The sequence below is a fragment of the Sphingomonas sp. CFBP 13720 genome, from assembly GCF_014842075.1.
Taxonomy (GTDB): domain Bacteria; phylum Pseudomonadota; class Alphaproteobacteria; order Sphingomonadales; family Sphingomonadaceae; genus Sphingomonas.
Genome location: NZ_JACYVA010000006.1, coordinates 210,302 through 232,301, shown reverse-complemented (window position 1 = coordinate 232,301; position 22,000 = coordinate 210,302). Strand labels below are relative to the sequence as shown.

Below are 22,000 nucleotides of genomic sequence, written 5' to 3'. Positions count from 1 at the left end.
CGTGAATCAGAAAACCGTCACCGTGTGAATCCCTGATGATTCAGCTCGGCTGAAAAACGCTCTAGCGACCGCGGGGCGCCCCTGCTGTGGCACGATATAGGCATCGCGCTTGGCATAGTCCGGTTTGCGGTTTCCGGCTGCATCGCTGGTCCTGAACCGCGCGGCCTGATCGGCGAGGTTGCCGACTTCGCTGGCAAGATTGCGCGCGGCGGCGGAGGTCTGTTCGACCATCGCCGCATTCTGCTGCGTCGACTGGTCCATCGTCCCGATCGCGGTCGAAATCTCGGTGATCGCCGCCGATTGTGCCTGGTTGTCCGATGCCATCGTCGCCAGCAATTCGTGAACCTGCGCAACATCGCCCGAAATATTACCGAACGCGTCGTCGACCTTCGTCACGGCGTCCACCGCGATCACGACCTCCGACTGCGTCATGGTCAACTGATCGCGCGCGCGCTTGGCTTCTTCTTCGGCGCGCATCGCCAGTGCCGATACCAGATCGGCGACGACCGCAAAGCCGCGCCCGGCATCGCCAGCCCGACCTGCCTCGACCGCCGCATTCATTGCCAACACACGGGTCTGGAACGCGATCTTGTCCAGCCCCTCGATCACCGTGTCGATGCCCTTGGCGCATTCCGACACGCGGCCCATCGCCTGCACCGCCTCGTCCGCCATGGCGCGACCGCCGCCGATCGTGGCGATCGCCCGATCCGCGCTCTGCACCGTGCGCGATGCCGCCCCGACCGACGCCTTCAACCGGCCATCCATCTGCGTCACCGACGCGGCGGTTTCCTCCAGCGAGGCAGCGTTGCTTTCGGTGCGACGTGCCAGATCCTCCGATGCCTGCGCAATCTCGCCCGACCCGGTGCGGATCGACGACGCGCTTTCGGACACCGCGCCGATCAGGTCGCGCAGCCGTCCCAGCGCTTCGTTGAAATTACGCTTCAGCCCGTCATATTCGGGCGGGAATGCCTCGTCGATCGCCGCCGTCAGGTCGCCGTTCGACAGGTCCGACAGATGAGCCGACACGGTGTCGACGACCATCTTCTGGTCGGCGTCGGCCTTTGCCTTGGCCTGATCGGCCGCATTCTTTGCGATGCCGTTTTCGCGGAACACCGCCACCGCCTTCGCCATCCGACCGACCTCGTCTTCACGATCGGTGCCAGGCACCGTGACCGAGAAATTCCCGGCGGACAGCGGTTGCATGACCCCCGTCAATTCGGTGATCGGCTTGCCGATCGCGCGCGTCAGCAGGATGCACAGCCCGATCACCGAAATAGCGAGCAACAGGGTGCCGACCAACGTCGCACGCCGGCTGTTCGCGAAGGCAGCCGCCTGTTCGGCCCGATATTGCTCCAGTGCCTCGGTCTGGCGCGTGCGCAACTTGCGCAACGGCGCCAGCACGGGGGACAATAGCTGCGCCTTCACGTCGGCGCGGATGATCGCCATCGCTTCCTCGTTGCGGCGCTCGTCGCCCAATTTCATCAGGCGCGTCGCCCATGATGGCTGCCACGCGCGAAGCAGCGCGTGCGTCTCGTCGACCAGCGCCTGATCGGCGGGCGCATCGATCTGCGCGTCGATCGCGGCCAGCGCATCGGCCATCTGCGTGTTCGCTTCCTTGTAGAAGCCCGCATAGGATTCGTCGCTGGTGATGACATAGCCGCGCACCTGCGAATTCATCCGCTGGGCCGCCATTTCGAAGCTGACGGTCTGGGAATAGATGTCCTGCGCGTGCGAGGACCGCTCGGTCGTCGCCTGAACGGTCGCGGAACTGTTCCACACCGCCGCCATCATTGCGATGACGATCGCCATGTTGACCGCGAAGGCTGCGATCATTTTGGTCGACATCGACCAGTTTCGCATGTTCATTGGGTACTCCCCCGTTTCGCGACGGCGCTGAACGCCTGTCGTCACGCCACTATTTGCGAACGATCCGAATGTGATCGGATCGATCCGCCTCTTGTGCATGATAGGGAAGTCGATCGGGGTGCCGGTGACGACGACGGTATTTTTATTCGCCGACTTTCCGTCGACCGGGGCGAACGCATGCCGCGGCCCCCGTCGTATCCGGTCGGCCGGGCCAGTCACGCGGGGGCGGCACGAACCGCCGCCCCCACCGGTTCAGACAGACAGCTTCGCGGCCAGTTCGGCGATCCGCTTGCCCTGATGACGCGCGCCGCCCAGCTCGATCTCGGTCGGCTGACGGCTGCCGTCGCCGCCTGCGATGGTCGATGCGCCGTACGGCGTGCTGCCGTTCACCGCGTCCAGCCCGGTATGGCCTTCATAGGCGTAATCCAGTCCGACGATGGTCATCCCATGATGCATCAGATTGGTGATGATCGAAAACAGCGTGGTTTCCTGTCCGCCATGCTGGGTCGCGGTCGAAGTGAACGCACCGCCGACCTTGCCGACCAGTCCGCCCTTCGCCCACACGCCGCCGGTCGTGTCCCAGAACGCCGCCATCTGGCTGCTCATCCGGCCATAGCGCGTGCCGGTGCCGACGATGATCGCGTCGTAATTGGTCAGTTCGTTGGGATCGGTCAGCAGCGCGTGATTTTCGTTCACCACGAAGCCCGCGGATTTCGCCACGTCGTCGGGCGCGGTTTCACGTACGCGCCGCACATCGGCTTCGCCGCCGCCCTGCCGGACCCCTTCGGCCATGGCGTCGGCCATCTTCGCGATATGCCCGTAGGAAGAATAATATAGTACCAGAACCTTCGCCATATCGCGCTCCTTCAATCCAAAAAATTCCCCCCGCCGACGTCGGCGGGGGGATCGAACGTCATTCCGCGTCGACCAGAACGATCTCCGCATCCGCGGTCGCAGTGATCGTCACCGTCTGCCCGCCGGACAGTGCCGCGCCGTCGCGTGCCTCGACCGCGACGCCGTCGACGGTGATCGCACCGGTCGCGGGAACCAGATAGGCGTGACGCCCCGGACCGACGCTATGTTCCACGCTCTCGCCCGCCTTCAGCGTGACGCCCAGCACCCGGGCCTCCGCCCGGATGCGCAGCGCGTCGCCATCGTCGTCGAACCCGCTGGCCAGCACGGTGAACCGGCCCGAACGCTCATCCTTCGGGAACGGTTTGGCCCCCCAGGACGGCGCACCGCCCTTTTGCCGAGGCTCGATCCAGATCTGGAAGATCCGGGTCGTCTCCGGTTCCAGATTATATTCGGCATGGCGCACGCCGGTGCCGGCACTCATCACCTGCACGTCGCCAGCGACGGTGCGGCCCTTGTTGCCCAGCGAATCCTGATGGGTGATCGCGCCGGAGCGGACATAGGTGATGATTTCCATGTCCTTGTGCGGATGCGGCGGAAATCCCGAATTGGCGGCGATCTCGTCGTCATTCCATACCCGGATCGCGCCCCAGCTCATCCGTGCCGGATCGTGATAGCTCGCGAAGCTGAAATGATGGCGGGCGTTCAGCCAGCCGTGATCGGCGTGGCCGAGGGTTGCGAAGTCGCGTTTGTCGATCATGACATGGTCTCCTTGCTTGACCCCCAAGATAGGCTGCGCGATCAACGCGTAAATGGAAACGTAGGAAACCGATCGTTTCCGCAGGAGACTATACGATGCGCCTGCCCGACTTCGAAGCATGGGCGATGTTCGCCTGCGTGGTCGAACATCGTTCGTTCAGCGCGGCCGCCGCGTCGATCGGCGTGTCGAAGGCGACGATATCGAAGGCGGTGGCGCGGCTGGAACAGTCGTTAAGTACCACGCTGTTTCATCGCACCTCGCGCCGCCTGACGCTGACCGATGCCGGGCGGACCCTGTCCGAACGTGCGGCACGCATCCTTGCGGAGGCGCAGGCGGCCGAGGAACAGGCGCGCGATGCGGCGGTCGCGCCGACCGGCCTTGTCCGGCTTGCCGCGCCGATGTCGTTCGGCATCGCGCATGTCGCCCCCGCCGTCGCCGACTTCCTGCTGGCGTATCCGGGGGTGGAAATCGACTTCATCCTGTCCGATGCGAAGGTCGACATCGTTGCCGACGGGATCGACGTGGCGCTGCGCGTCGCCGACCTGCCCGACAGTTCGCTGCGCGCCCGCCGGGTCGCGCCGGTGACGATCCGCGTCGTCGCCTCCCCAGCTTATTGGGACGCGCATGGTCGGCCGCAACATCCCGCCGACCTCGCCGGTCACGCGTGTTTCGCATACAGCAACATCGCGAGCCGCGTGTGGCATTTCCGGCGGGGCAACGAAGAGGTCGCGGTTCGGCCCGCCGGTCCATTAACGGCGAATAACGGGGAAGCGATGATCCCGGCGCTGGAACGCGGCGTGGGCGTCGCCCGCCTGCCCGGGTTCATCGTCGACGCGGGCATCGCGGCAGGGACGCTGGAACCCGTGCTGGTCGACTGGTGCAACGACGACATCGCGCTCCACCTGCTCACCCCGCCCAGCCCGCTGCGCCCGGCGCGGGTGGAAGCGTTGATCGATTTCCTCGCTCGAAGGTTCAAAAACGACCGTACCGTACGAATGGTTGATGAATCCGGTTCCACTTGACCAAAAATTAACCTTTCGCCTTCAAATCTGTTTAGGTTAATGTTTTCGTGAGCGCACCGGACCGGGGAAGCGTTGTGCGAAACGGGGGACTTGCGGATGCGCGTGTTGCTGATCGAAGACGAGCCGACGACCGCCAAGGCGATCGAACTGATGCTGACGACCGAAGGCTTTAATATCTACACGACCGATCTGGGCGAGGAAGGCCTCGATCTGGGTAAGCTGTACGATTACGACATCATCCTGCTCGACCTCAATCTTCCCGATATGCACGGCTATGACGTGTTGAAAAAACTGCGCGTCGCACGGGTGCAGACGCCGGTGCTGATCCTGTCGGGCGTCAACGAAATGGACTCCAAGGTCCGCTCGTTCGGCTTCGGCGCGGACGATTACGTGACCAAACCGTTCCACCGCGAAGAATTGGTCGCGCGCATCCACGCCGTGGTCCGCCGGTCGAAGGGGCATTCGCAATCGGTCATCCGCACCGGCAAGCTGGCGGTGAACCTCGATGCCAAGACGGTCGAGGTCGGCGGCAGCCGTGTCCACCTGACCGGCAAGGAATATGCGATGCTGGAGCTGCTCTCGCTGCGCAAGGGCACCACGCTGACCAAGGAAATGTTCCTCAACCACCTGTATGGCGGCATGGACGAACCCGAACTGAAGATCATCGACGTCTTCATCTGCAAGCTGCGCAAGAAGCTCAGCCTCGCATGCGAGGGCGAAAACTACATCGAAACCGTCTGGGGCCGCGGCTATGTGCTGCGCGAAGCGGACGAAATGGTCGACGCAGCGGTCGCCTGATCGCGGACCGTTTCAGGGCCGGTCGACATCAGCGAAAACCGGCCTTCTCTCGTCACCCCGGACCTGTTCCGGGGTCCACCTGACCGCCAACGATGCCGAACAAGGCTCGACCGCCAACGATTGCCGCACGGTATTCCCCGCAACATGCCCGGGGTGACCGTCGTGCAGGCGGCAGGTGCGCCATCGCACTGAATGTCGACCCGTCCTAACCGGCGGTGATGCGACCGCCGAGCTTCAACCGTTCGCCGTTGGTGACGACGACGCGATCGCCGCGCTTCGTCACCGCGAACAGCTTTCGCGCGAACGCGACCGGTACGCCGATACAGCCATGCGTCGCCGCCCCCGGCTGCACGTCGCTGCCATGGATCGAGATACCGTCGTCGGTCAGCCGCAGCATGTACGGCATCGGTGCGTCGTACAGGTTGCTGACGTGGTCAGCGTCCTTCTCGGTAATCGTCAACACCCCCAGCGGCGTCGGTTTCCAGTCCGCCCCGTACAGCACCACCGCCGCGCCGATCTCGTAACCGTCGCGGAATACCGACAGCACCTGCGCATCCAGATCGATGGTGATGACCAGTGGTCCCGATGCCGGCGCGCCCTGTTCGTCCCAGACCCAGCGGCCATGCGTGAACGGCCCCTCGATCGGCAGCACGCGGCGTACGACCATTCCCGCCGGTTCCGGGACGGGCACGGGCGCGGCGCGGGTGCTGGAAACCGGCACGGGCGTGACGCGGATGACCGGCAAGGCCGTCGCCGCCGCACGGTTCGGCGGCGCGGCGGGAGCGTCGACCGGCCCCGCGCCGACCAACAGCATCGCCCCGGCCCCCGTCGCCCCGACCACGCCGAGCAACAACATAATTCCCAACCCGGTTCGCCATCGGCTTCGCATGGGCGCAGGCCATAGCGCAGGAAACCGCGCGCTACACGCGGCCGTTTCGGCACGTGCCATGCCGGGACGGCAACATTGTCACGTCTGCGGCCCTGTTACTTCGACGACCCTGTTACTTCGGCGGCCACGTCACTTCTGCGGCCACGCCTTGTACCCGCCGACCCACGTCTCGATCACCCGCGTCGTACGCAACTCGGCAGGGGTGGCGGTCACCGGATCGCGATCGACCACGATGAAATCCGCGCGCTTGCCCGGCAACAGCGCACCGAACCGGTCGTCTGCGAACCCGGCATAGGCCGCATCGGCGGTGAACGCCTTCCACGCCTGTTCGCGCGTCACCCGCTCCTCGGGCCGCCATCCGCCCGGTGGCTGACCCTGCCCATCCTCACGCGTGAATGCCGCTGCCCAGCCGACGAACGGATTGGGGTCCTCGACCGGATAGTCCGAACCGAACGCCAGCCGCCCGCCGTCCTTCAACACGGTCGCCCATGCATAGGCACCGGTCAGCCGCGCCGGCCCCAGCCGTGCCTCCGCCATCGTCCGGTCGCCCGTCGCGTGCGTCGGCTGCATCGATGCGACGATACCGTTGCGGCCCAGCCGTGGCAGATCGGCGGGGTCGATCACCTGCGCATGTTCGATCCGCCAACGCCGGTCGCCGCCCTTGAACGACGACGCCATCTCGTCGATCGCGTCCAGCACCTGACGGTTGGCGCGGTCGCCGATCGCGTGGATCGCGAACTGGAACCCGTCCATCGTGCCCCGGCTCATCAGGTTCAGCAGCGTCGTGTCGCCGATGAACGACAATCCGCGCTGTCCGGCGGCGTCGGCATAGGGCTCCTTCAGCCACGCGCCGCGCGATCCCAGCGCGCCGTCGGCATACAGCTTCACCCCGCCCAGCCGCAGCCGGTCGCCATACAGCCACCCGGTAGGACCGTTGCCGGCGATCGCCAGCGCGGGTTCCAACCCGGCGGCATAGCCCATGATCCGTACGCGCAACTGCCCGATATCGCCCATCCGGCGATAGACCAGCCAGTCGTCCACCGACACGCCCATATCGGCGGTCGCGGTGATGCCGTTCGACAGCAGCGTATCCTGCGCCTTCAGGAACGCGGCATTGCGTTCGCGCGGCGATGGTTTGGGCACCCCCTTTTCGAACAGCGATGCCGCCGAATCGACGAACACGCCGCTCGGCTGACCGTTCGGCAGCAATTCGATCCGCCCGCCGGCAGGCGACACGCTCTTCGCCGTAATGCCCGCCGCCTTCATCGCGGCACTATTGGCCCATACGGCATGGCCGTCGGCGCGTTCCAGCAGCACCGGCTTGTCGCCGACTGCCGCATCCAGTTCTGCACTCGTCGGGAAGCGGCCCAGCGCCCACGCCTCCTGATTCCATCCGCCGCCGGTGATCCACTGGCGATTGGCGTTGGCGCGGGCATAGGCGCGGATCGCCTCCTGCGCGTCGGCCAGCGAGCGCGTCTTCGCAAGGTTCAGTTCCAGCCCGCGAAAGCCCAGCGCCATGACATGCCCGTGCGCATCGACCATTCCGGGCATCACCACGCGTCCGGCCATGTCGGTGCGCCAGTCCAGCTTGCGCGGCGGCTTGTCCCCCTTCGCCAGCAACCGGACGACCTTGCCCTCGCCATCGATCAGGATACCGGTGAACCGCACCACGCGCCCTTGTGCGTCCAGCGCGACGCCCGCGACATTGTCGACCAGACCGTCGGCATGCGCGGCCTGCGCCGCCATCAGCGCGACGCCCGCCAGCCACCACCGCCTCACTTCGCGATCCTCCGCACCAGCGCGCTGGTATCCTGTCGCCCGCCGCCCATCGCCTGCACCTGCGCATAGAATTGATCGACCAGCGCCGTCACCGCCAGCGTCGATCCGTTGCGTCGCGCCTCGTCCAGCGCCAGCCCCAGATCCTTGCGCATCCAATCGACCGCGAAGCCGAAATCGAAGCTGTCCTGCGCCATGCTGGGCCAGCGATTGACCATCTGCCAGCTTTGCGCCGCGCCGCCCGACACCGCGTCCAGCACCTTGTCGAGATCGAGATCGGCGGCCTGCGCGAACCGCAACGCTTCGGACAGCCCCCCCAGCACCCCGGCGATACAGATCTGGTTGACCATCTTAGTCGTCTGTCCCGCGCCCGCCGCGCCGACATGCACGATCCGGGCGGCATAGGCCTGCATCACCGGTTCGGCGGCGGCGAACGCCGCGTCGGTCCCGCCGCACATGATCGACAGCGCGCCCTTTTCCGCGCCCGCCTGTCCACCCGAAACCGGGGCATCGACCACCAGCAGCCCGCGCGCTGCACCGGCCTCCGCCAGTTCGCGCGCGATCGCCGCCGATACCGTCGTGTGATCGGCGAACACCGCGCCCTCGCGCATCGCCGCGAACGCGCCGTCGTTGCCCAACGTCACCTGCCGCAGGTCGTCGTCGTTGCCCACGCATGCCAGCACCGCGTCGGCCCCCTGCGCCGCCTGTGCCGGGGTGTCGGCGACGCTGCCGCCGCACCGCTCCGCCCACGCCTGCGCCTTGGCGCGCGTACGATTGAACACGACGACCGAATGGCCGGCGGCGACCAGATGTCCGGCCATGGGCGCGCCCATGACGCCGGTGCCGATGAATGCGATATGTGCCATGCGGGGGGTGTAGGGAACGACACCGTCGTGCGGAAGGGCCTTTACGGGACTGTCGCGATGCTTGTCCAACGCTACCCGGCGCGTACGGGACGTTCGCGACCGCCTGCCCGCCAGCCGCGCGTCGGAATGGAACGTCGGTAGCGCGAGCGCGCCCGGTCCTGCTTCCAGCGTCGCCTTTCACTGTCCGCGCAAATCCGCTAGTCGCCCGCGATGGCTACCAACCCGATCGCTCCGCCCGCCCTGCCCGTTTCCGTCGACGATGTGCGTCAGGCGGCGATGCGGATCGGCGGATCGATCGTCCGTACGCCGACGCTGATTAGCCGCACGCTGTCCGAGCTGACCGGCGCGACCGTCTATCTCAAATTCGAAAATCTCCAGTTCACCGCCGCCTACAAGGAACGCGGCGCGCTCAACACGCTGCTGCAACTGGATGAAGCGACGCGTGCCAAGGGCGTGATCGCGGCGTCGGCGGGCAATCACGCACAGGGGCTGGCCTATCACGGCAACCGGCTGGGCGTACCGGTCACGATCGTGATGCCGCGTCCGACTCCGACCGTGAAGGTGATGCAGACGCAGAGCCATGGCGCGACCGTGGTATTGGAGGGAGAGACGTTCGACGCCGCCTATGCCCATGCGCGCCTGCTGGAGGCCGAACAGGGGCTGACGTTCGTCCATCCGTTCGACGACGCACGGATCATGGCCGGTCAGGGCACCGTCGCACTGGAAATGCTGGAGGACGTGCCGGACATCGATACGCTGGTCGTGCCGATCGGCGGCGGCGGCCTCATCAGCGGCATGGCGACCGTCGCGCGTGCGTCGGGCCGCGAGATCGAGGTGGTCGGGGTACAGGCCGAACTGTTCCCGTCGATGTACAACCGGCTGCACGGCACCGACCTCGACTGCGCGGGCGATACGCTGGCGGAGGGAATCGCGGTCAAGCAGCCCGGCGGCCTGACGGCACAGGTCGTGGCCGCGCTGGTCGACGACATCGTGCTGGTCAGCGAACGCCAGCTTGAGGAAGCGGTCAGCCTGCTGGTCCAGATCGAAAAGACCGTAGTCGAAGGTGCCGGTGCCGCCGGCCTTGCCGCGCTGCTGGGACATGGCACACGGTTCAAGGGGCGGACCGTCGGCATCGTGCTGTGCGGCGGCAATATCGACACGCGGCTGCTGGCCAACGTGCTGTTGCGCGACCTTGCCCGATCAGGCCGGCTGGCGCGGCTGCGCATCCGGTTGCAGGACCGTCCGGGTGCGCTGTTCCACGTCGCCAAGATCTTTCACGAACATGGCGTCAACATCATCGAAGTGTATCATCAGCGTGTCTTCACGACGCTGCCGGCCAAGGGCCTCATCACCGACATCGAATGCGAAACCCGCGACCGGGCGCATCTCGACCGGTTGATCGATGGTCTGCGCGGCGGCGGGTACGAGGTCAGCCCGGTCGAACTGGCCTGAAGCGCGATCTGCAAATGATGGTGAACGCCACCGCGAACCGTCCCGTTCGGGATCGGTCGCGGCGGGCGGACGACATTCGTGGTTAACCGCCTTTTCACAGGCGTACGGCGGCGGCATAACGCGGCAGGCTACCCCGAAACGGGGCCGCCCGACCGAAGGAGCACCCGGTGACCGCGCCGTTCCGTTTCCCCCGTTTCTTCGTCACCTCTCCCGCCCCCTGCCCCTATCTGCCGGGGCGGCAGGAGCGGAAGGTGTTCACCGAACTGAACGGTCCGAACGCCGATGAACTGAACGACGCGCTGGGCCGGATCGGTTTCCGCCGCAGCCAGTCGGTCGCCTATCGCCCCAGTTGCGTCGGGTGCAGCGCCTGCGTGTCGGTCCGGGTCGTCGCAGGCGGCTTCTCCCCCAATGCGACCCAGCGAAAGCTGTTGCGTCGCCATGGCGATCTGGAAATCCGGATGTGCAAGCCATGGGCGACCGACGAACAATTCCGTCTGCTGCGCGGCTATCTGGCGGCGCGTCATCCGGGCGGCGGCATGACGCGGATGGACGAAAGCGACTTCGCCGACATGGTCGAACATTCGCCCGTCACCTCGTGGATAGTGGAATATCGCGAACCCTCCATCGACGGTAATCCGGGCCGGCTGGTCGGCGCGTGCATCACCGACGAACAGGCCGACGGACTGTCGATGGTCTACAGCTTCTTCGCGACCGATGCCGACGCCCGCGACGGGTTGGGCACCTTCATCATTCTCGACCATATCCGCCGCGCCCGCGCCGCCGGGCTGCCGCACGTCTATCTCGGCTATTGGGTACAGGGGTCGCCGCGCATGCTGTACAAGACACGCTTCCAGCCGCTCGAAGTCCTCGGGCCCTCCGGCTGGTCGCTGTTCGCCGATACTGTGGCGCCGGTGGTCGAACCGGCATGATGCTGGCGGTTTCCGTCGCGCTGCTGCTGGCCGTGGTTCAGACCCAGGCCGATCCCCGCCCGCTCGGCCCGGATACCCGGCGATGTACGCTGTTACAGATGTCGGTCCAGTTGCCGCCGCGCCTGTCTCCGCTCGAACGCAAGGCGGCTGCCAACATCTTCACGACCGACACCCGCAAGTTCCGCACATGTGGCGACGCGCTCCGCCTCGCGCAGCGTTACAAGGCCGAGAAGCGATTCGTCGGCCAGATCGTCTCGCGCCCCAACGTGCCGGTCCGGTCGCTGCCGCCCGTGCTACAGGCCGATCTGCTCGGTCGCCCGATCGGTCGGGCGAGCAAACTCATCGTCGACGCGGACCGGCTGCGCGTCGTCATCGCCTGCACCGCACCGACCTTGCCGAAAGCCGCGCCCGACCGGTCTATCTGACGCGGACGCAGCGTGAGCAGTCCACGCCGTCCAAACGCCAAAAAGCGCCCGATCGCGATGACCGGACGCCCTGTGACTACCAAAATGCCCTGCGCGCCATTACCAGCGGCAGGACAGGCCGCCTTCAGCCCTGGCGGGCCTTGAAGCGGCGGTTGGTCTTGTTGATGACGTAAATGCGCCCACGACGACGGATCACGCGATTGTCCCGGTGACGATCCTTGAGCGACTTCAGCGAATTGACGATCTTCATGGGAAAGGCTCTCAAACGGCAAAAGGGCCGCTCGCACGGCCGGAAAAGAGGCGCCCGCCTATCCCCGCCCGACCGCGCCGTCAAGGTCCGACACCGATTCGCGACCGAAACGCCATCGCAATGAACCCGTCGGGCGGTTACGGACGTTGAAGACCATGACACGTGGTACGAACGGGACGAATGGTATGAACAAGACGATCGGCATCGCTCTGGCCGCTTTCACGACGGTCGCGACTTCGGGCTGCGCAACGACGGGCACGCGCATCCGCCCGGTCGATGTGACGCGCTTTCATCTGGGCGAACCGATCGCCCCCGCCAGCTTCTCGATCGAGCCGCTGTCGACGAACGTCACCGTCAGCCCGGAATTCCAGACCTATGGCAGCGCGGTCGCGCGCGAACTGGAAAAGATCGGCTTCCGCCGCTCCGCCACACCGTCCGACCTGATCGTCGCCGTCGCCTTCACCCGTGCGTCGCGCGGCTTCGTTGAAAAGCGTCCGCCGGTATCGATCGGCATCGGTGCGGGTGGCGGTGGCGGCTATCGCGGTGGACTGGGCCTCGGCGGCGGGCTCGGCTTCGGCCTGGGCGGTGGCCAGCGCGAGGTCGTCGGATCGGAACTGGCGGTGCAGATCCGCCGGCGCAGCGATGGCACCACCATCTGGGAAGGCCGCGCCATCACCGATTCGCTGGAGAACACGCCGGGCGCGCAACCGGTGTTTCAGGCCGATCGTCTGGCCAATGCGATGTTCCGCAACTTCCCAGGCGAGTCGGGAATCACTACGACGGTGCGATGAGCATCGTCATCAACGCCGCGTTCGACAGCGGCAACATCCGGGTCGTCGCCATCCAAGGCGACGTGGTCGACCTCGAAATCGTCAAGGATCGCGAGTCCGACTTCTATCAATGGTTCCACTTCCGCGTCGCCGGGGCGCGGGGGCGGACGCTGACGCTGCGCATCGTCAATGCGGGCGGCGCGGCCTATGCGTTCGGCTGGCCCGGCTATCGCGCGCGGATGAGCACGGACCGGCAGGCATGGCGACAGGTCGACACCTCGTATGAAGACGGCGTTCTGACCTTCGTCGCGACGTTCGACACCGACATGGCATGGTTCGCCTATTTCGCGCCCTACACGCTAGACCGCCATGACGCGATGGTGGCGCGCATCGCCGCCGCGCCGGGCGTCGCGCACCGCGAACTGGGGCAAAGCCTCGACGGGCGTGCGATCGACTATCTGACGCTCGGCACCGGGCCGGTGCAGGTGTGGGCCTATGCCCGCCAGCATCCCGGCGAATCGATGTGCGAATGGTTCATGGAAGGGTTGCTGGAGCGGCTGACCGACGCATCCGATCCCGTCGTCGCCGGCCTGCGCGAACGCTGCACCTTTCACTGCATCCCCAACATGAACCCCGACGGGTCGTTTCGCGGGCACCTGCGCACCAACGCGGCGGGGGTGAACCTCAATCGCGAATGGCACGCCCCGACGCCGGAGCGCAGCCCCGAAGTGCTGTGCGTGCGCGACCGGATGGACCAAACCGGCGTGACCATCGCGATCGACGTGCATGGCGACGAAGCGATTCCGGCCAACTTCATCGCCGGATACGAAGGCATCCCCAACTGGACCGACGAACAGGGCGCGCGCTTTGCCGACTTCGCCCGCCGGTGGGAGGAAGCGACGCCCGAATTCCAGACGAAGCTCGGCTACCCGGTATCGGCCCCCGGACAGGCCAACCTGTCGATGTCGACCAATCAGGTCGCGAACCGCTTCGGCGCGGTGGCGATGACGCTGGAAATGCCGTTCAAGGATCACGATCCCAATCCCGACGCCGAATATGGCTGGTCGCCCGAACGGTCGAAGCGGCTGGCGCATAGCTGGCTGGAGGTGCTGGCCGGGTTCGACCTGTGAGCCACGCGGCGATCACGATCCGCGTCGACGATCCGTCCGCGCCGCACGTCGCGGATCTGCTCGCCCATCACCTTACCGAACTGCGCGGACATATGGCGGCATTTGCGTTCGCTCTGGACGCCACCGGGCTGTCGCAGCCCGACGTCACCTTCTGGACCGCGTGGCGTGGCGAAGAACTGGTCGGGTTCGTGGCGCTGAAACGGCACGCCGATGGATCGGGCGAACTGAAATCGATGCGCGCCACGTCCGCTGCCGGCAACACCGGAGTCGGTCGCGCGCTGCTGGCGCATGTCCTGGCGGAAGGACGGCGTCTGGGTCTGAACCGGATCGATCTCGAAACCGGCACGGCCGCGTTGCATGCACCGGCAGTATCGCTCTATCGCAGCGCCGGGTTCGTCGATCGCGGCCCGTTTGCCGAGTATCGACCTAGCCCGCACAACCGCTTCCTGACCCTGCCGCTCTAGGAGATTCCATGCCCACGCTCGTCCTCATCCGCCACGGCCAGTCGGCGTGGAATCTCGAAAACCGTTTCACCGGCTGGTGGGACGTCGAACTGACCGACAAGGGGATCGCGGAAGCGCAGGCGGCAGGTGAACTGCTCGCGACCAAGGGCCACGACTTCGACATCTGTTTCACCAGCTTCCAGACCCGCGCGATCAAGACGCTCAATCTCGCGCTGGAAGCGATGGGGCGGCTGTGGCTGCCGGTCGAAAAGGACTGGCGGCTGAACGAGCGGCATTATGGCGGGCTGACCGGTCTCGACAAGGCGGAGACGGCGGCGCTGCACGGCGATGCGCAGGTCAAGATCTGGCGCCGCAGCTTCGACGTGCCGCCGCCGCTTCCCGCCGCCGACAGCGTGTGGGACCTGTCCGCCGACCGCCGCTATGCCGGCATCGCCATCCCGCAGACCGAAAGCCTGAAGGACACGATCGACCGCGTCCTGCCCTATTGGGAAACGCGCATCGTCCCCGAACTGAAGGCCGGCAAGCGCGTCCTGATCTCCGCCCACGGCAATTCGCTTCGCGCGCTGGTAAAGCATCTGTCGAACATTCCCGACGACGAGATCACGGGGCTGGAAATCCCCACCGGCCAACCGATCGTCTACGAACTGAACGACGATCTGACGCCGCTCGACCGTTATTATCTGAGCGAGCGGTAAGCCGTAATTCATCGGAACATCAACCGTACGGCCGTCTCTCCCAAGTAGCCATCGATGCTTCGATACGGATCTTCGGCTACGTTCAGTCCGTACTCGGCACGAGCCGTTCGTCGTCATTCGACATGCTGAAGTTCCTCCTTTCCGGGGAGGAACTTCACGCTGGACGCTGCCCCCTGCCATCCCTAAGCAGCGCGCTTCCCTTCGCGAACCGGACGTATCATGGACGACGCACCGCTGGTCGGCATCATCATGGGCAGCACTTCGGACTGGGAGACGATGCGCCACGCCGCCGACACGCTCGCCGCGCTGGACGTTCCGCATGAAACGAAAGTCGTTTCGGCACATCGCACCCCTGCACGGCTGGTCGAATATGCCACCGGTGCGGTCGGGCGCGGGCTGAAGGTCGTGATCGCGGGCGCGGGCGGCGCGGCGCATCTGCCGGGCATGGTGGCGTCGATGACCCGCCTGCCGGTGCTGGGCGTGCCGGTCGAATCGCATGCGCTCAAGGGCATGGATAGCCTGCTCTCGATCGTGCAGATGCCCGGCGGCGTCCCTGTCGGCACGCTGGCGATCGGCAAGGCCGGCGCGATCAACGCCGCTCTGTTGTCCGCCTCGATCCTTGCGCTGACCGACGATGCGTTGGCCGCGCGGTTGGATGCGTGGCGCACTGCGCAGACCGATGCCGTTGCGGTCGATCCGCGATGACCGCGCTGCCGCCCGGATCGACCATCGGCATCATCGGGTCGGGTCAGCTCGGCCGGATGATCGGGATGGCGGCGGCGCAACTCGGCTATCGCATCCATGTCTACGCGCCCGAGACCGGGCCGGCGAACGACGTCGCCTTCACCCACAGCCGTGGCGCGTATGACGATATCGCCGCGCTGACCGCGTTCGCGGCACAGGTCGATATCGTAACCTATGAATTCGAGAATATCGCCGCCGCGCCGATCGCGGCGCTGGGCGACAAGGTGCGCCCCTCGCCCCGTTCGCTGGAGATCGCGCAGGACCGCGTGAACGAAAAGCGCTTCGTCGAGGCGCTGGGCGGGCGCCCCGCGCGCTGGGCGGAAGTCGCCGACCGTGCCGCGCTCGATGCCGCCATCGCCACCGTCGGCTGTCCTGCGGTGCTCAAGACCACGCGCTTCGGCTATGACGGCAAGGGACAGGCGCGGCTGATGTCGGCGGCCGATGCCGACGCTGCATGGGACGCGATCGGCGGCGGCCCGGCGATCCTCGAAGCGTTCGTCGATTTCGAGGCCGAGTTCTCGATCGTCCTCGCGCGCGGCGTCGACGGGGCGCAGGTCCGCTATCCCCCGCCCGCCAATGTGCACAAGGACGGTATCCTCGACACGTCCACCGTTCCCGCCACGCAGCTCGAACCGTGGCGCGCGGAGGCGGAGGCGTTGGCGGCCAAGGTCGCCGATGCGCTCGACCATGTCGGCGTGCTGACGCTGGAATTCTTCTGCGGCCCGGACGGCGCGGTGTTCAACGAAATGGCCCCGCGCGTCCATAATTCGGGACACTGGACGATCGAAGGCGCGGAAACTTCGCAGTTCGAGAATCATGTCCGCGCCATCGCCGGCCTGCCGCTGGGCAGCATCGCGCTGACGGCCGGCGGGGTCACGATGACCAACCTGATCGGCGACGATGTCGACCATTGGCCGACGCTGATCGCCGAACCGCACGCCCACCTGCACCTCTATGGCAAGCGAGAAGCGCGGCCCGGTCGCAAGATGGGCCATGTCACGCGGGTGAAGCGGTAGCGCCGCCGCCTATCCCTCGACACCCAGTTGCCACAGGACGAACGCCATCTCCTCGGCGGCTTCCTTCAGGCTTTCCCACCGCCCCGATTTGCCGCCATGACCCGCGCCCATATTGGTCTTGAGCAGCAGCATGTTGCGATCCGTCTTCGTCGCGCGCAACCGCGCCGCCCATTTCGCCGGTTCCCAATAGGTTACGCGGGGATCGTTCAGGCCGCCTGAGATGAAGACCGGCGGATAGTCCTGTGCAGTGACGTTGTCATAGGGGGAATAGGACCGGATCAGGTCGAACGCCGCCTTGTCCTCGATCGGATTGCCCCATTCGGGCCATTCGCCGGGGGTCAGCGGCAGGGTGTCGTCCAGCATCGTATTGAGAACGTCGACGAACGGCACGCTGGCCACCACCGCGCCCCACAGGTCGGGATCGGAGTTCATCACGGCGCCCATCAGTTCGCCGCCCGCCGATCCGCCGGCAATGGCGATGCGACCGCGATCGGTGAAGCCGAGGTCGATCAGCCCCTTCGCCACGTCGACGAAGTCGTTGAACGTATTGGTCCGCTTTTCGAGCTTTCCGTCCAGATACCATTGCTGGCCCAGATCGTCGCCGCCCCGGATATGCGCGATCGCGAACGCCATGCCCCGGTCGAGGAACGACATGCGGCTGGTCGAAAAGCCCGGCGGCACGGCATAGCCGTAGGCACCATAGGAATAGAGGTACAGCTTGCCGGTCCCGTCGCGCGGAAAGTCGTTCGGATACACCACCGAACACGGGATCGCCGTCCCGTCGCGTGCGGTGATCTCCAGCCGCTCGGTCGCATATTTCGCAGGATCGTAGCCCGACGGGATCGTCTGCACCTTGCGCACCGTCAGCCCGCCGCCGGCCACGTCGTAATCATAGACGGTGCCGGGCGTGACCATCGATTCATAGCCGAGCCGCAGCGTATCGACGTCATATTCGGGATTGTCGCCCAGCCCGACGACATAGCTGCCTTCGGGAAACGCGATCGTCCGCCCCTCCCCGCCCGCATAGTCGTGCAGCCGGACCTGATCGAGACCGTTCAGTCGCCCCTCGACCACGAAGAACCCGGCGAAGGTCGCGACGCCGGTCATGTAGAAATGCGGATCGGCGGCGATATGTTCGTGCCATTCGCCCGGCGCGTCGAGCGATGCGGTCGCCAGCCGGAAATTCGGGTGCGTGTCGTTGGTGTGGATGAACAGCGTACCGTCATGCTCCTCCACATCATATTCGACATGTTCCTGCCGCGCGCGAACGAGGATCGGTTCGGCGGTGGGGTCGTCGGCGGGGATCAGCCGCACCTCGCTGGTGACGTGATCGCCCGCCGCGATGACGAGGAAACGGCGCGACTGGGTTTCGGCCACCGATACGCGCCAGCCCTCGTCGGCCTCATGGTAGAGTTCGATATCCTGATCGACCGGGGTGCCGATGCGGTGCAGCCGCGCATTGTCGGTCCGCCACTGCTCGTTCGCGAGACCATAGAGGAACGCGCCCGAATCAGCGGTCCACACCAGTTCGGACAGCGTGCCGGGGATGACGTCGGCCAGCAGTTCGCCGGTCGTCAGATCCTTGACCCGCGCCTCGAACCGCTCACCGCCATCGTCGTCGATCGCGTAGGCCAGCAGCCGCCCGTCGGGGCTGACCGACAACGCGCCCAGCCGGAAATATTCCTTGCCCTCCGCCAGAGCGGGTTCGTCGAGGATCAGTTCGTCCGCGCCGCCCGCGACCGGCCGGCGCCACCAGCGACGATATTCGCCGCCGGTTTCGTGATCGGACCAGTACCACCAGTCGCCGTCGCGTTGCGGCACGGTCGCATCGTCTTCCTTGATCCGTCCGCGCATCTCCGCGAACAGCGTATCGATCAATGGCTGATGCGGCGCCATCACCGCCTCGAAATACGCATTCTCCGCTTCGAGATAGGCGAGCACGTCCGCATCCTCGACGGTCGGATATCCCGGATCGCGCAACCAGGCCCATGGATCGTCGATCGCGACCCCGTGGCGTTCGTAGGTGAAGGGGCGCTGCTCGGCGATCGGCGGGATGGGATGCGTCATAGGCCGCCCATGTGGGACGGCCGGTGGCGGAAGTCGAGCCGTCGGGCCCGGAAGAAAACAGGTTCAGGCGAAGGCGCGACGGCGCGGAGAGAGCAAACCGTCGGGCACGTCCCGCTGCGCGAGCGGCCGCTCACACCTGCCTGTCACTGCAAATAGGGTTTCCGCAACGCGAAACAGAACGTCGAACCCAACGCCTCCGCGCTTTCGCGCCTCTGCGTGAACCGGCGTTTCGCATCCTTCTCACTTCGGCCCGCCGCGCCACCCGGCGATCGCCCGCAAGTGAAAACCGATCTTCTACCACCCCGCCCCACCTGATAACGACCCTGCATGACGATCCACACCGACCGCCTCGCCGCCCTTCGTGCCCATCTGTCCACGCTGGACCTGACCGGCTTCGTCGTGCCGCTGACCGACGAGCATATGAGCGAATATGTCGGGGCCTATGCCCGGCGGCTCGAATGGCTGACCGGGTTCGTCGGTTCGGCGGGCAACGCGGTGGTGCTGCGCGATGTCGCCGCGATGTTCACCGACGGGCGATACACGTTGCAGGTGCGCGAACAGGTCGATGCCGCCGACTGGCAGTTCGTCCAGGTGCCTGACACCGCGATACACGAGTGGCTGGCCGACCATGCGACGGCCGGCGACCGCATCGGATACGACCCGTGGCTGGCCACCACTGGCTGGGTCGCGGCGACGCAGGCCGCACTGACGGCGACCGGCGCATCGCTGGTCGCAGTCGATGCCAACCCGATCGATGCGCTGTGGGCCGATCGCCCCGCCCCGTCGCCTGCGCCGATGATCGCGCAGCACGATGCACTGGCCGGGCGTTCGTCGGCCGAAAAGCGGGCGGTGATCGGCGAATGGCTGACAGGACGCCGCGCCGACGCGGTCGTCCTGTCGGCGCTCGATTCGGTCGCGTGGACGTTCAACATCCGTGGCACCGACGTCGCGCATACCCCGGTCGGACTGGGCTATGCGATCGTCCATGCCGACGGCACAGCCGAGCTGTTCGCCGCGCCGGGCAAGATTGGCAAGGGCGTTCGCCGCCATCTGGGCAACGCGGTGACCGTCCGCGCGATGGAGGAATTCGCCCCCGCGCTCGGGCGATTCGCGGGCCGGCGCGTCGCCGCCGATCCCGACCGTGCCGTCGCCGCGATCCACGCCGCGCTGGCGGCGGGCGGCGCGACGATCGTGGCGGAACGCGACCCGACCATATTGGCAAAGGCGCTGAAGAATCCCGCCGAGATCGCCGGCCACCGGGCCGCGCAGGCGCGCGACGGCGTGGCGATGGTCCGCTTCCTCAAATGGTTCGAGGAAACCGCACCGTCGGGCACGCTGACCGAATTGTCGGCATCCGACCGGCTGGCGGCGTTCCGCGAGGAAACCGGACTGCTGCTCGACCTGTCGTTCGACACGATTTCGGCGACCGGCGCGCATGCCGCCAGCCCGCATTACAAGGCGACGGTCGACAGCGACGCGGCGATCCGCCCCGGCCAACTCTACCTGATCGATTCGGGCGGACAGTATCGCGACGGCACCACCGACATCACCCGCGTAATGCCGGTCGGCACCGTCACGCCGGAGATGCGCGACCGCTTCACCCGCGTGCTGAAAGGTCATATCGCGATCGACAGCGCAGTCTTTCCCGACGGCACGCTGGGCGGCCATATCGACGGCTTCGCGCGCCGCCCGCTATGGGAAGCAGGCCTCGATTACGCGCACGGCACCGGTCACGGCATCGGTTCGTACCTGTCGGTGCACGAAGGGCCACAGCGGATCGGCGCGCCCGACTATCCGGGCGGCGGGCCGCTGGAGCCGCTGCGCGCGGGCATGATGCTGTCGAACGAGCCGGGCTATTACAAGGCGGGGGAGTACGGCATCCGCATCGAAAATCTGGTGCTGGTGATCGATCGCGCGATTGCCGGAGCCGATCGTGCGATGCTGGGGTTCGAAACGCTGACGTTCGTCCCGATCGAACGGTCGCTGATCGTCGCCGACCTGCTCACGGACACCGAACGGGCATGGGTCGACGGCTATCATGCGAAGGTCGCCGCGCTGCTGGCGCCGCTGCTCGATATCGAGACGGCGGCGTGGGTCGCGGCGAAATGCGCACCGCTGGGGTAAGCGCTCCCGCGCCTTATCCCGAATCCCGTTCGACCAGCGTCGGCGCCATCGTCACCGATGGCGCATCCTCTCCCGCAATCCGGCGGAACAGGGCGGATACCATCTCGTTCGCCCCGCGCCGGATGTCCTGTCGCACCGTGGTGATGCGCGGCACGGCGCTCAGCGCGATCGGCAGGTCGTCATACCCGACCACCGCCATCTGGTCCGGCACGCGGATGCCCCGATCGGCGAGAACGCGCAACGTCGTCATCGCGATCACATCGGATGCGGCGGCGATGCCGTCGATCTGTCCCGCCACCTGATCGAGATGCGCCGCGATCTGCCGTTCCATCAGGTCCGACGCCAGCGGCGTATCGAGCTGGATCGGCGTTTGCGACAGCCCCGCCGCTGCCATCGCCTGTGCCACCCCGTCGAACCGGTCGCGGATCTCTGGTGCACGCACGTCGCCGAGGAATGCGACCCGCCGCGCGCCGCGCGCCACCAGCCGTTCGCCCGCCAGCCGTCCGCCGGCGACATTGTCGGACCCGACCGCACCATGCACCTGTCCGGGAAGGTTGCTGCTACCCCATGCGACCAGCGGGCGATAGCGTCGTGCGACCCGTTCGATCGTCCCGATCTGGTCCGATTGCCCGATCAGCAACACGCCGTCCATCATGCCCGAATCGACGATCCGCTCCAGCCAGTCGGCGGCGTCGGGAATGACCCGCGACAGCATCAGGTCGTATCCGTCCTCGGTCAGCCGGTCGGCAAGGAACCCCAGCATCGTCATGAAGAACGGGTCGGACAAATGCTGTCGTCGTTCATGACCCAGCGGGACCACGACGCCGATCACGCCGGTACGTTGCGTGCGCAGCCGGCTGGCCATCTGGTTGGGGCGAAAACTGTGTTCGGTCGCCAGCGCCTGAATCCGGTCGCGTGTTTCGGGATTCACCAGCGTTTTGCCAGCCAGCGCACGCGATACCGTGCCAGGCGATACGCCGGCCAGCCGGGCAAGGTCGGCGATCGTCCGCACGCGCGGTGCGTCATATCCATTCTGTTCCATGAATACGGTTGTAATTGACAAAACTACCCGCCGCCTAGTGCCAATCCATTGCCGCAGGTTGGC

General features: G+C 66.4%; 21 protein-coding genes. 12 read left to right on the top strand and 9 right to left on the bottom strand.

Translation table 11 applies throughout. The features are described 5' to 3' along the window. Positions 1 to 6 precede the first annotated feature (6 nt). From IFT55_RS13625 to IFT55_RS13615, 3 genes are all read right to left on the bottom strand, one after another. The gene (locus IFT55_RS13625) at positions 7 to 1,845 is read right to left on the bottom strand and encodes a methyl-accepting chemotaxis protein (protein WP_249403820.1); all 1,839 of its coding nucleotides are present in this window, start codon (positions 1,843 to 1,845) and stop codon (positions 7 to 9) included. Positions 1,846 to 2,118: 273 nt separating this feature from the next. Further along, the gene (gene wrbA, locus IFT55_RS13620) at positions 2,119 to 2,721 is read right to left on the bottom strand and encodes an NAD(P)H:quinone oxidoreductase (protein ID WP_192092878.1); all 603 of its coding nucleotides are present in this window, start codon (positions 2,719 to 2,721) and stop codon (positions 2,119 to 2,121) included. Positions 2,722 to 2,779: 58 nt separating this feature from the next. Then, positions 2,780 to 3,478, bottom strand: a complete 699-nt coding sequence (locus IFT55_RS13615; RefSeq protein WP_192092877.1) for a pirin family protein — start codon at positions 3,476 to 3,478, stop codon at positions 2,780 to 2,782. A gap of 95 nt (positions 3,479 to 3,573) precedes the next feature. Between IFT55_RS13615 and IFT55_RS13610 the strand changes: the two genes are divergently transcribed. Both IFT55_RS13610 and ctrA read left to right on the top strand, forming a co-directional pair. Continuing rightward, entirely contained in the window at positions 3,574 to 4,500 is a 927-nt protein-coding gene (locus IFT55_RS13610; RefSeq protein ID WP_192092876.1) for a LysR family transcriptional regulator, read from the top strand. Positions 4,501 to 4,596: 96 nt separating this feature from the next. Continuing rightward, positions 4,597 to 5,298, top strand: a complete 702-nt coding sequence (gene ctrA, locus IFT55_RS13605) for a response regulator transcription factor CtrA (RefSeq protein WP_192092875.1) — start codon at positions 4,597 to 4,599, stop codon at positions 5,296 to 5,298. A gap of 205 nt (positions 5,299 to 5,503) precedes the next feature. Here the strand turns inward: ctrA and IFT55_RS13600 are convergent, their stop codons facing one another. The 3 genes from IFT55_RS13600 to IFT55_RS13590 form a co-directional block, all read right to left on the bottom strand. After that, on the bottom strand, positions 5,504 to 6,154 hold the full coding sequence (locus tag IFT55_RS13600; RefSeq protein WP_192092898.1) for a L,D-transpeptidase family protein: 651 nt from the start codon (positions 6,152 to 6,154) through the stop codon (positions 5,504 to 5,506). A gap of 162 nt (positions 6,155 to 6,316) precedes the next feature. Next, positions 6,317 to 7,933, bottom strand: a complete 1,617-nt coding sequence (locus IFT55_RS13595; protein ID WP_192092897.1) for an amidohydrolase — start codon at positions 7,931 to 7,933, stop codon at positions 6,317 to 6,319. A 29-nt stretch (positions 7,934 to 7,962) separates the two neighbouring features. After that, positions 7,963 to 8,829: an NAD(P)-dependent oxidoreductase gene (locus IFT55_RS13590; RefSeq protein ID WP_192092874.1), complete on the bottom strand. Its 867-nt coding sequence runs from the start codon at positions 8,827 to 8,829 to the stop codon at positions 7,963 to 7,965. Between the two features lie 210 nt (positions 8,830 to 9,039). On the opposite strand from IFT55_RS13590, the gene IFT55_RS13585 reads away from it, so the two are divergent. The 3 genes from IFT55_RS13585 to IFT55_RS13575 all read left to right on the top strand — a co-directional run bounded on the left by IFT55_RS13585 (position 9,040) and on the right by IFT55_RS13575 (position 11,635). Then, positions 9,040 to 10,281 carry a threonine ammonia-lyase gene (locus IFT55_RS13585; protein WP_192092873.1) on the top strand — a complete coding sequence of 414 codons (1,242 nt, stop codon included), beginning with the start codon at positions 9,040 to 9,042 and terminating at the stop codon, positions 10,279 to 10,281. Positions 10,282 to 10,448: 167 nt separating this feature from the next. Beyond that, positions 10,449 to 11,210: an arginyltransferase gene (locus IFT55_RS13580; protein WP_192092872.1), complete on the top strand. Its 762-nt coding sequence runs from the start codon at positions 10,449 to 10,451 to the stop codon at positions 11,208 to 11,210. Beyond that, a complete protein-coding gene (locus IFT55_RS13575; RefSeq protein ID WP_192092871.1) occupies positions 11,207 to 11,635 on the top strand; it encodes a hypothetical protein in 429 nt (142 codons plus the stop codon). The genes IFT55_RS13580 and IFT55_RS13575 overlap by 4 nt, the downstream gene beginning before the upstream one ends. A gap of 124 nt (positions 11,636 to 11,759) precedes the next feature. Here the strand turns inward: IFT55_RS13575 and ykgO are convergent, their stop codons facing one another. After that, positions 11,760 to 11,885, bottom strand: coding sequence for a type B 50S ribosomal protein L36 (gene ykgO, locus IFT55_RS13570; RefSeq protein ID WP_055755695.1), 126 nt, complete (start codon positions 11,883 to 11,885; stop codon positions 11,760 to 11,762). A 185-nt stretch (positions 11,886 to 12,070) separates the two neighbouring features. Here ykgO and IFT55_RS13565 point away from each other — a divergent pair, with 185 nt between their 5' ends. The 6 genes from IFT55_RS13565 to IFT55_RS13540 all read left to right on the top strand — a co-directional run bounded on the left by IFT55_RS13565 (position 12,071) and on the right by IFT55_RS13540 (position 16,704). Next, entirely contained in the window at positions 12,071 to 12,676 is a 606-nt protein-coding gene (locus IFT55_RS13565) for a DUF4136 domain-containing protein (RefSeq protein ID WP_192092870.1), read from the top strand. After that, positions 12,673 to 13,785 (top strand): M14 family metallopeptidase, encoded by a 1,113-nt coding sequence (locus IFT55_RS13560; protein WP_192092869.1) that lies wholly within the window; start codon positions 12,673 to 12,675, stop codon positions 13,783 to 13,785. Before IFT55_RS13565 ends, IFT55_RS13560 begins: the two co-directional genes overlap by 4 nt. Further along, a complete protein-coding gene (locus tag IFT55_RS13555; RefSeq protein WP_342029315.1) occupies positions 13,782 to 14,249 on the top strand; it encodes a GNAT family N-acetyltransferase in 468 nt (155 codons plus the stop codon). Before IFT55_RS13560 ends, IFT55_RS13555 begins: the two co-directional genes overlap by 4 nt. Positions 14,250 to 14,257: 8 nt before the next feature. Then, on the top strand, positions 14,258 to 14,944 hold the full coding sequence (gene gpmA, locus IFT55_RS13550) for a 2,3-diphosphoglycerate-dependent phosphoglycerate mutase (RefSeq protein WP_192092868.1): 687 nt from the start codon (positions 14,258 to 14,260) through the stop codon (positions 14,942 to 14,944). 219 nt (positions 14,945 to 15,163) lie between these two features. Then, positions 15,164 to 15,649, top strand: a complete 486-nt coding sequence (gene purE / locus IFT55_RS13545; protein ID WP_192092867.1) for a 5-(carboxyamino)imidazole ribonucleotide mutase — start codon at positions 15,164 to 15,166, stop codon at positions 15,647 to 15,649. After that, a complete protein-coding gene (locus IFT55_RS13540) occupies positions 15,646 to 16,704 on the top strand; it encodes a 5-(carboxyamino)imidazole ribonucleotide synthase (protein ID WP_192092866.1) in 1,059 nt (352 codons plus the stop codon). Before purE ends, IFT55_RS13540 begins: the two co-directional genes overlap by 4 nt. Before the next feature lie 9 nt (positions 16,705 to 16,713). Here the strand turns inward: IFT55_RS13540 and IFT55_RS13535 are convergent, their stop codons facing one another. Further along, complete coding sequence (locus tag IFT55_RS13535; protein ID WP_192092865.1) at positions 16,714 to 18,771, bottom strand: S9 family peptidase; 2,058 nt, start codon at positions 18,769 to 18,771, stop codon at positions 16,714 to 16,716. Positions 18,772 to 19,098: 327 nt separating this feature from the next. Here IFT55_RS13535 and IFT55_RS13530 point away from each other — a divergent pair, with 327 nt between their 5' ends. Further along, positions 19,099 to 20,895, top strand: a complete 1,797-nt coding sequence (locus tag IFT55_RS13530) for an aminopeptidase P family protein (RefSeq protein ID WP_192092864.1) — start codon at positions 19,099 to 19,101, stop codon at positions 20,893 to 20,895. Positions 20,896 to 20,908: 13 nt separating this feature from the next. On the opposite strand, the gene IFT55_RS13525 is transcribed toward IFT55_RS13530, so the two are convergent. Beyond that, positions 20,909 to 21,937, bottom strand: coding sequence for a LacI family DNA-binding transcriptional regulator (locus IFT55_RS13525; RefSeq protein WP_192092863.1), 1,029 nt, complete (start codon positions 21,935 to 21,937; stop codon positions 20,909 to 20,911). Positions 21,938 to 22,000 lie beyond the last annotated feature (63 nt).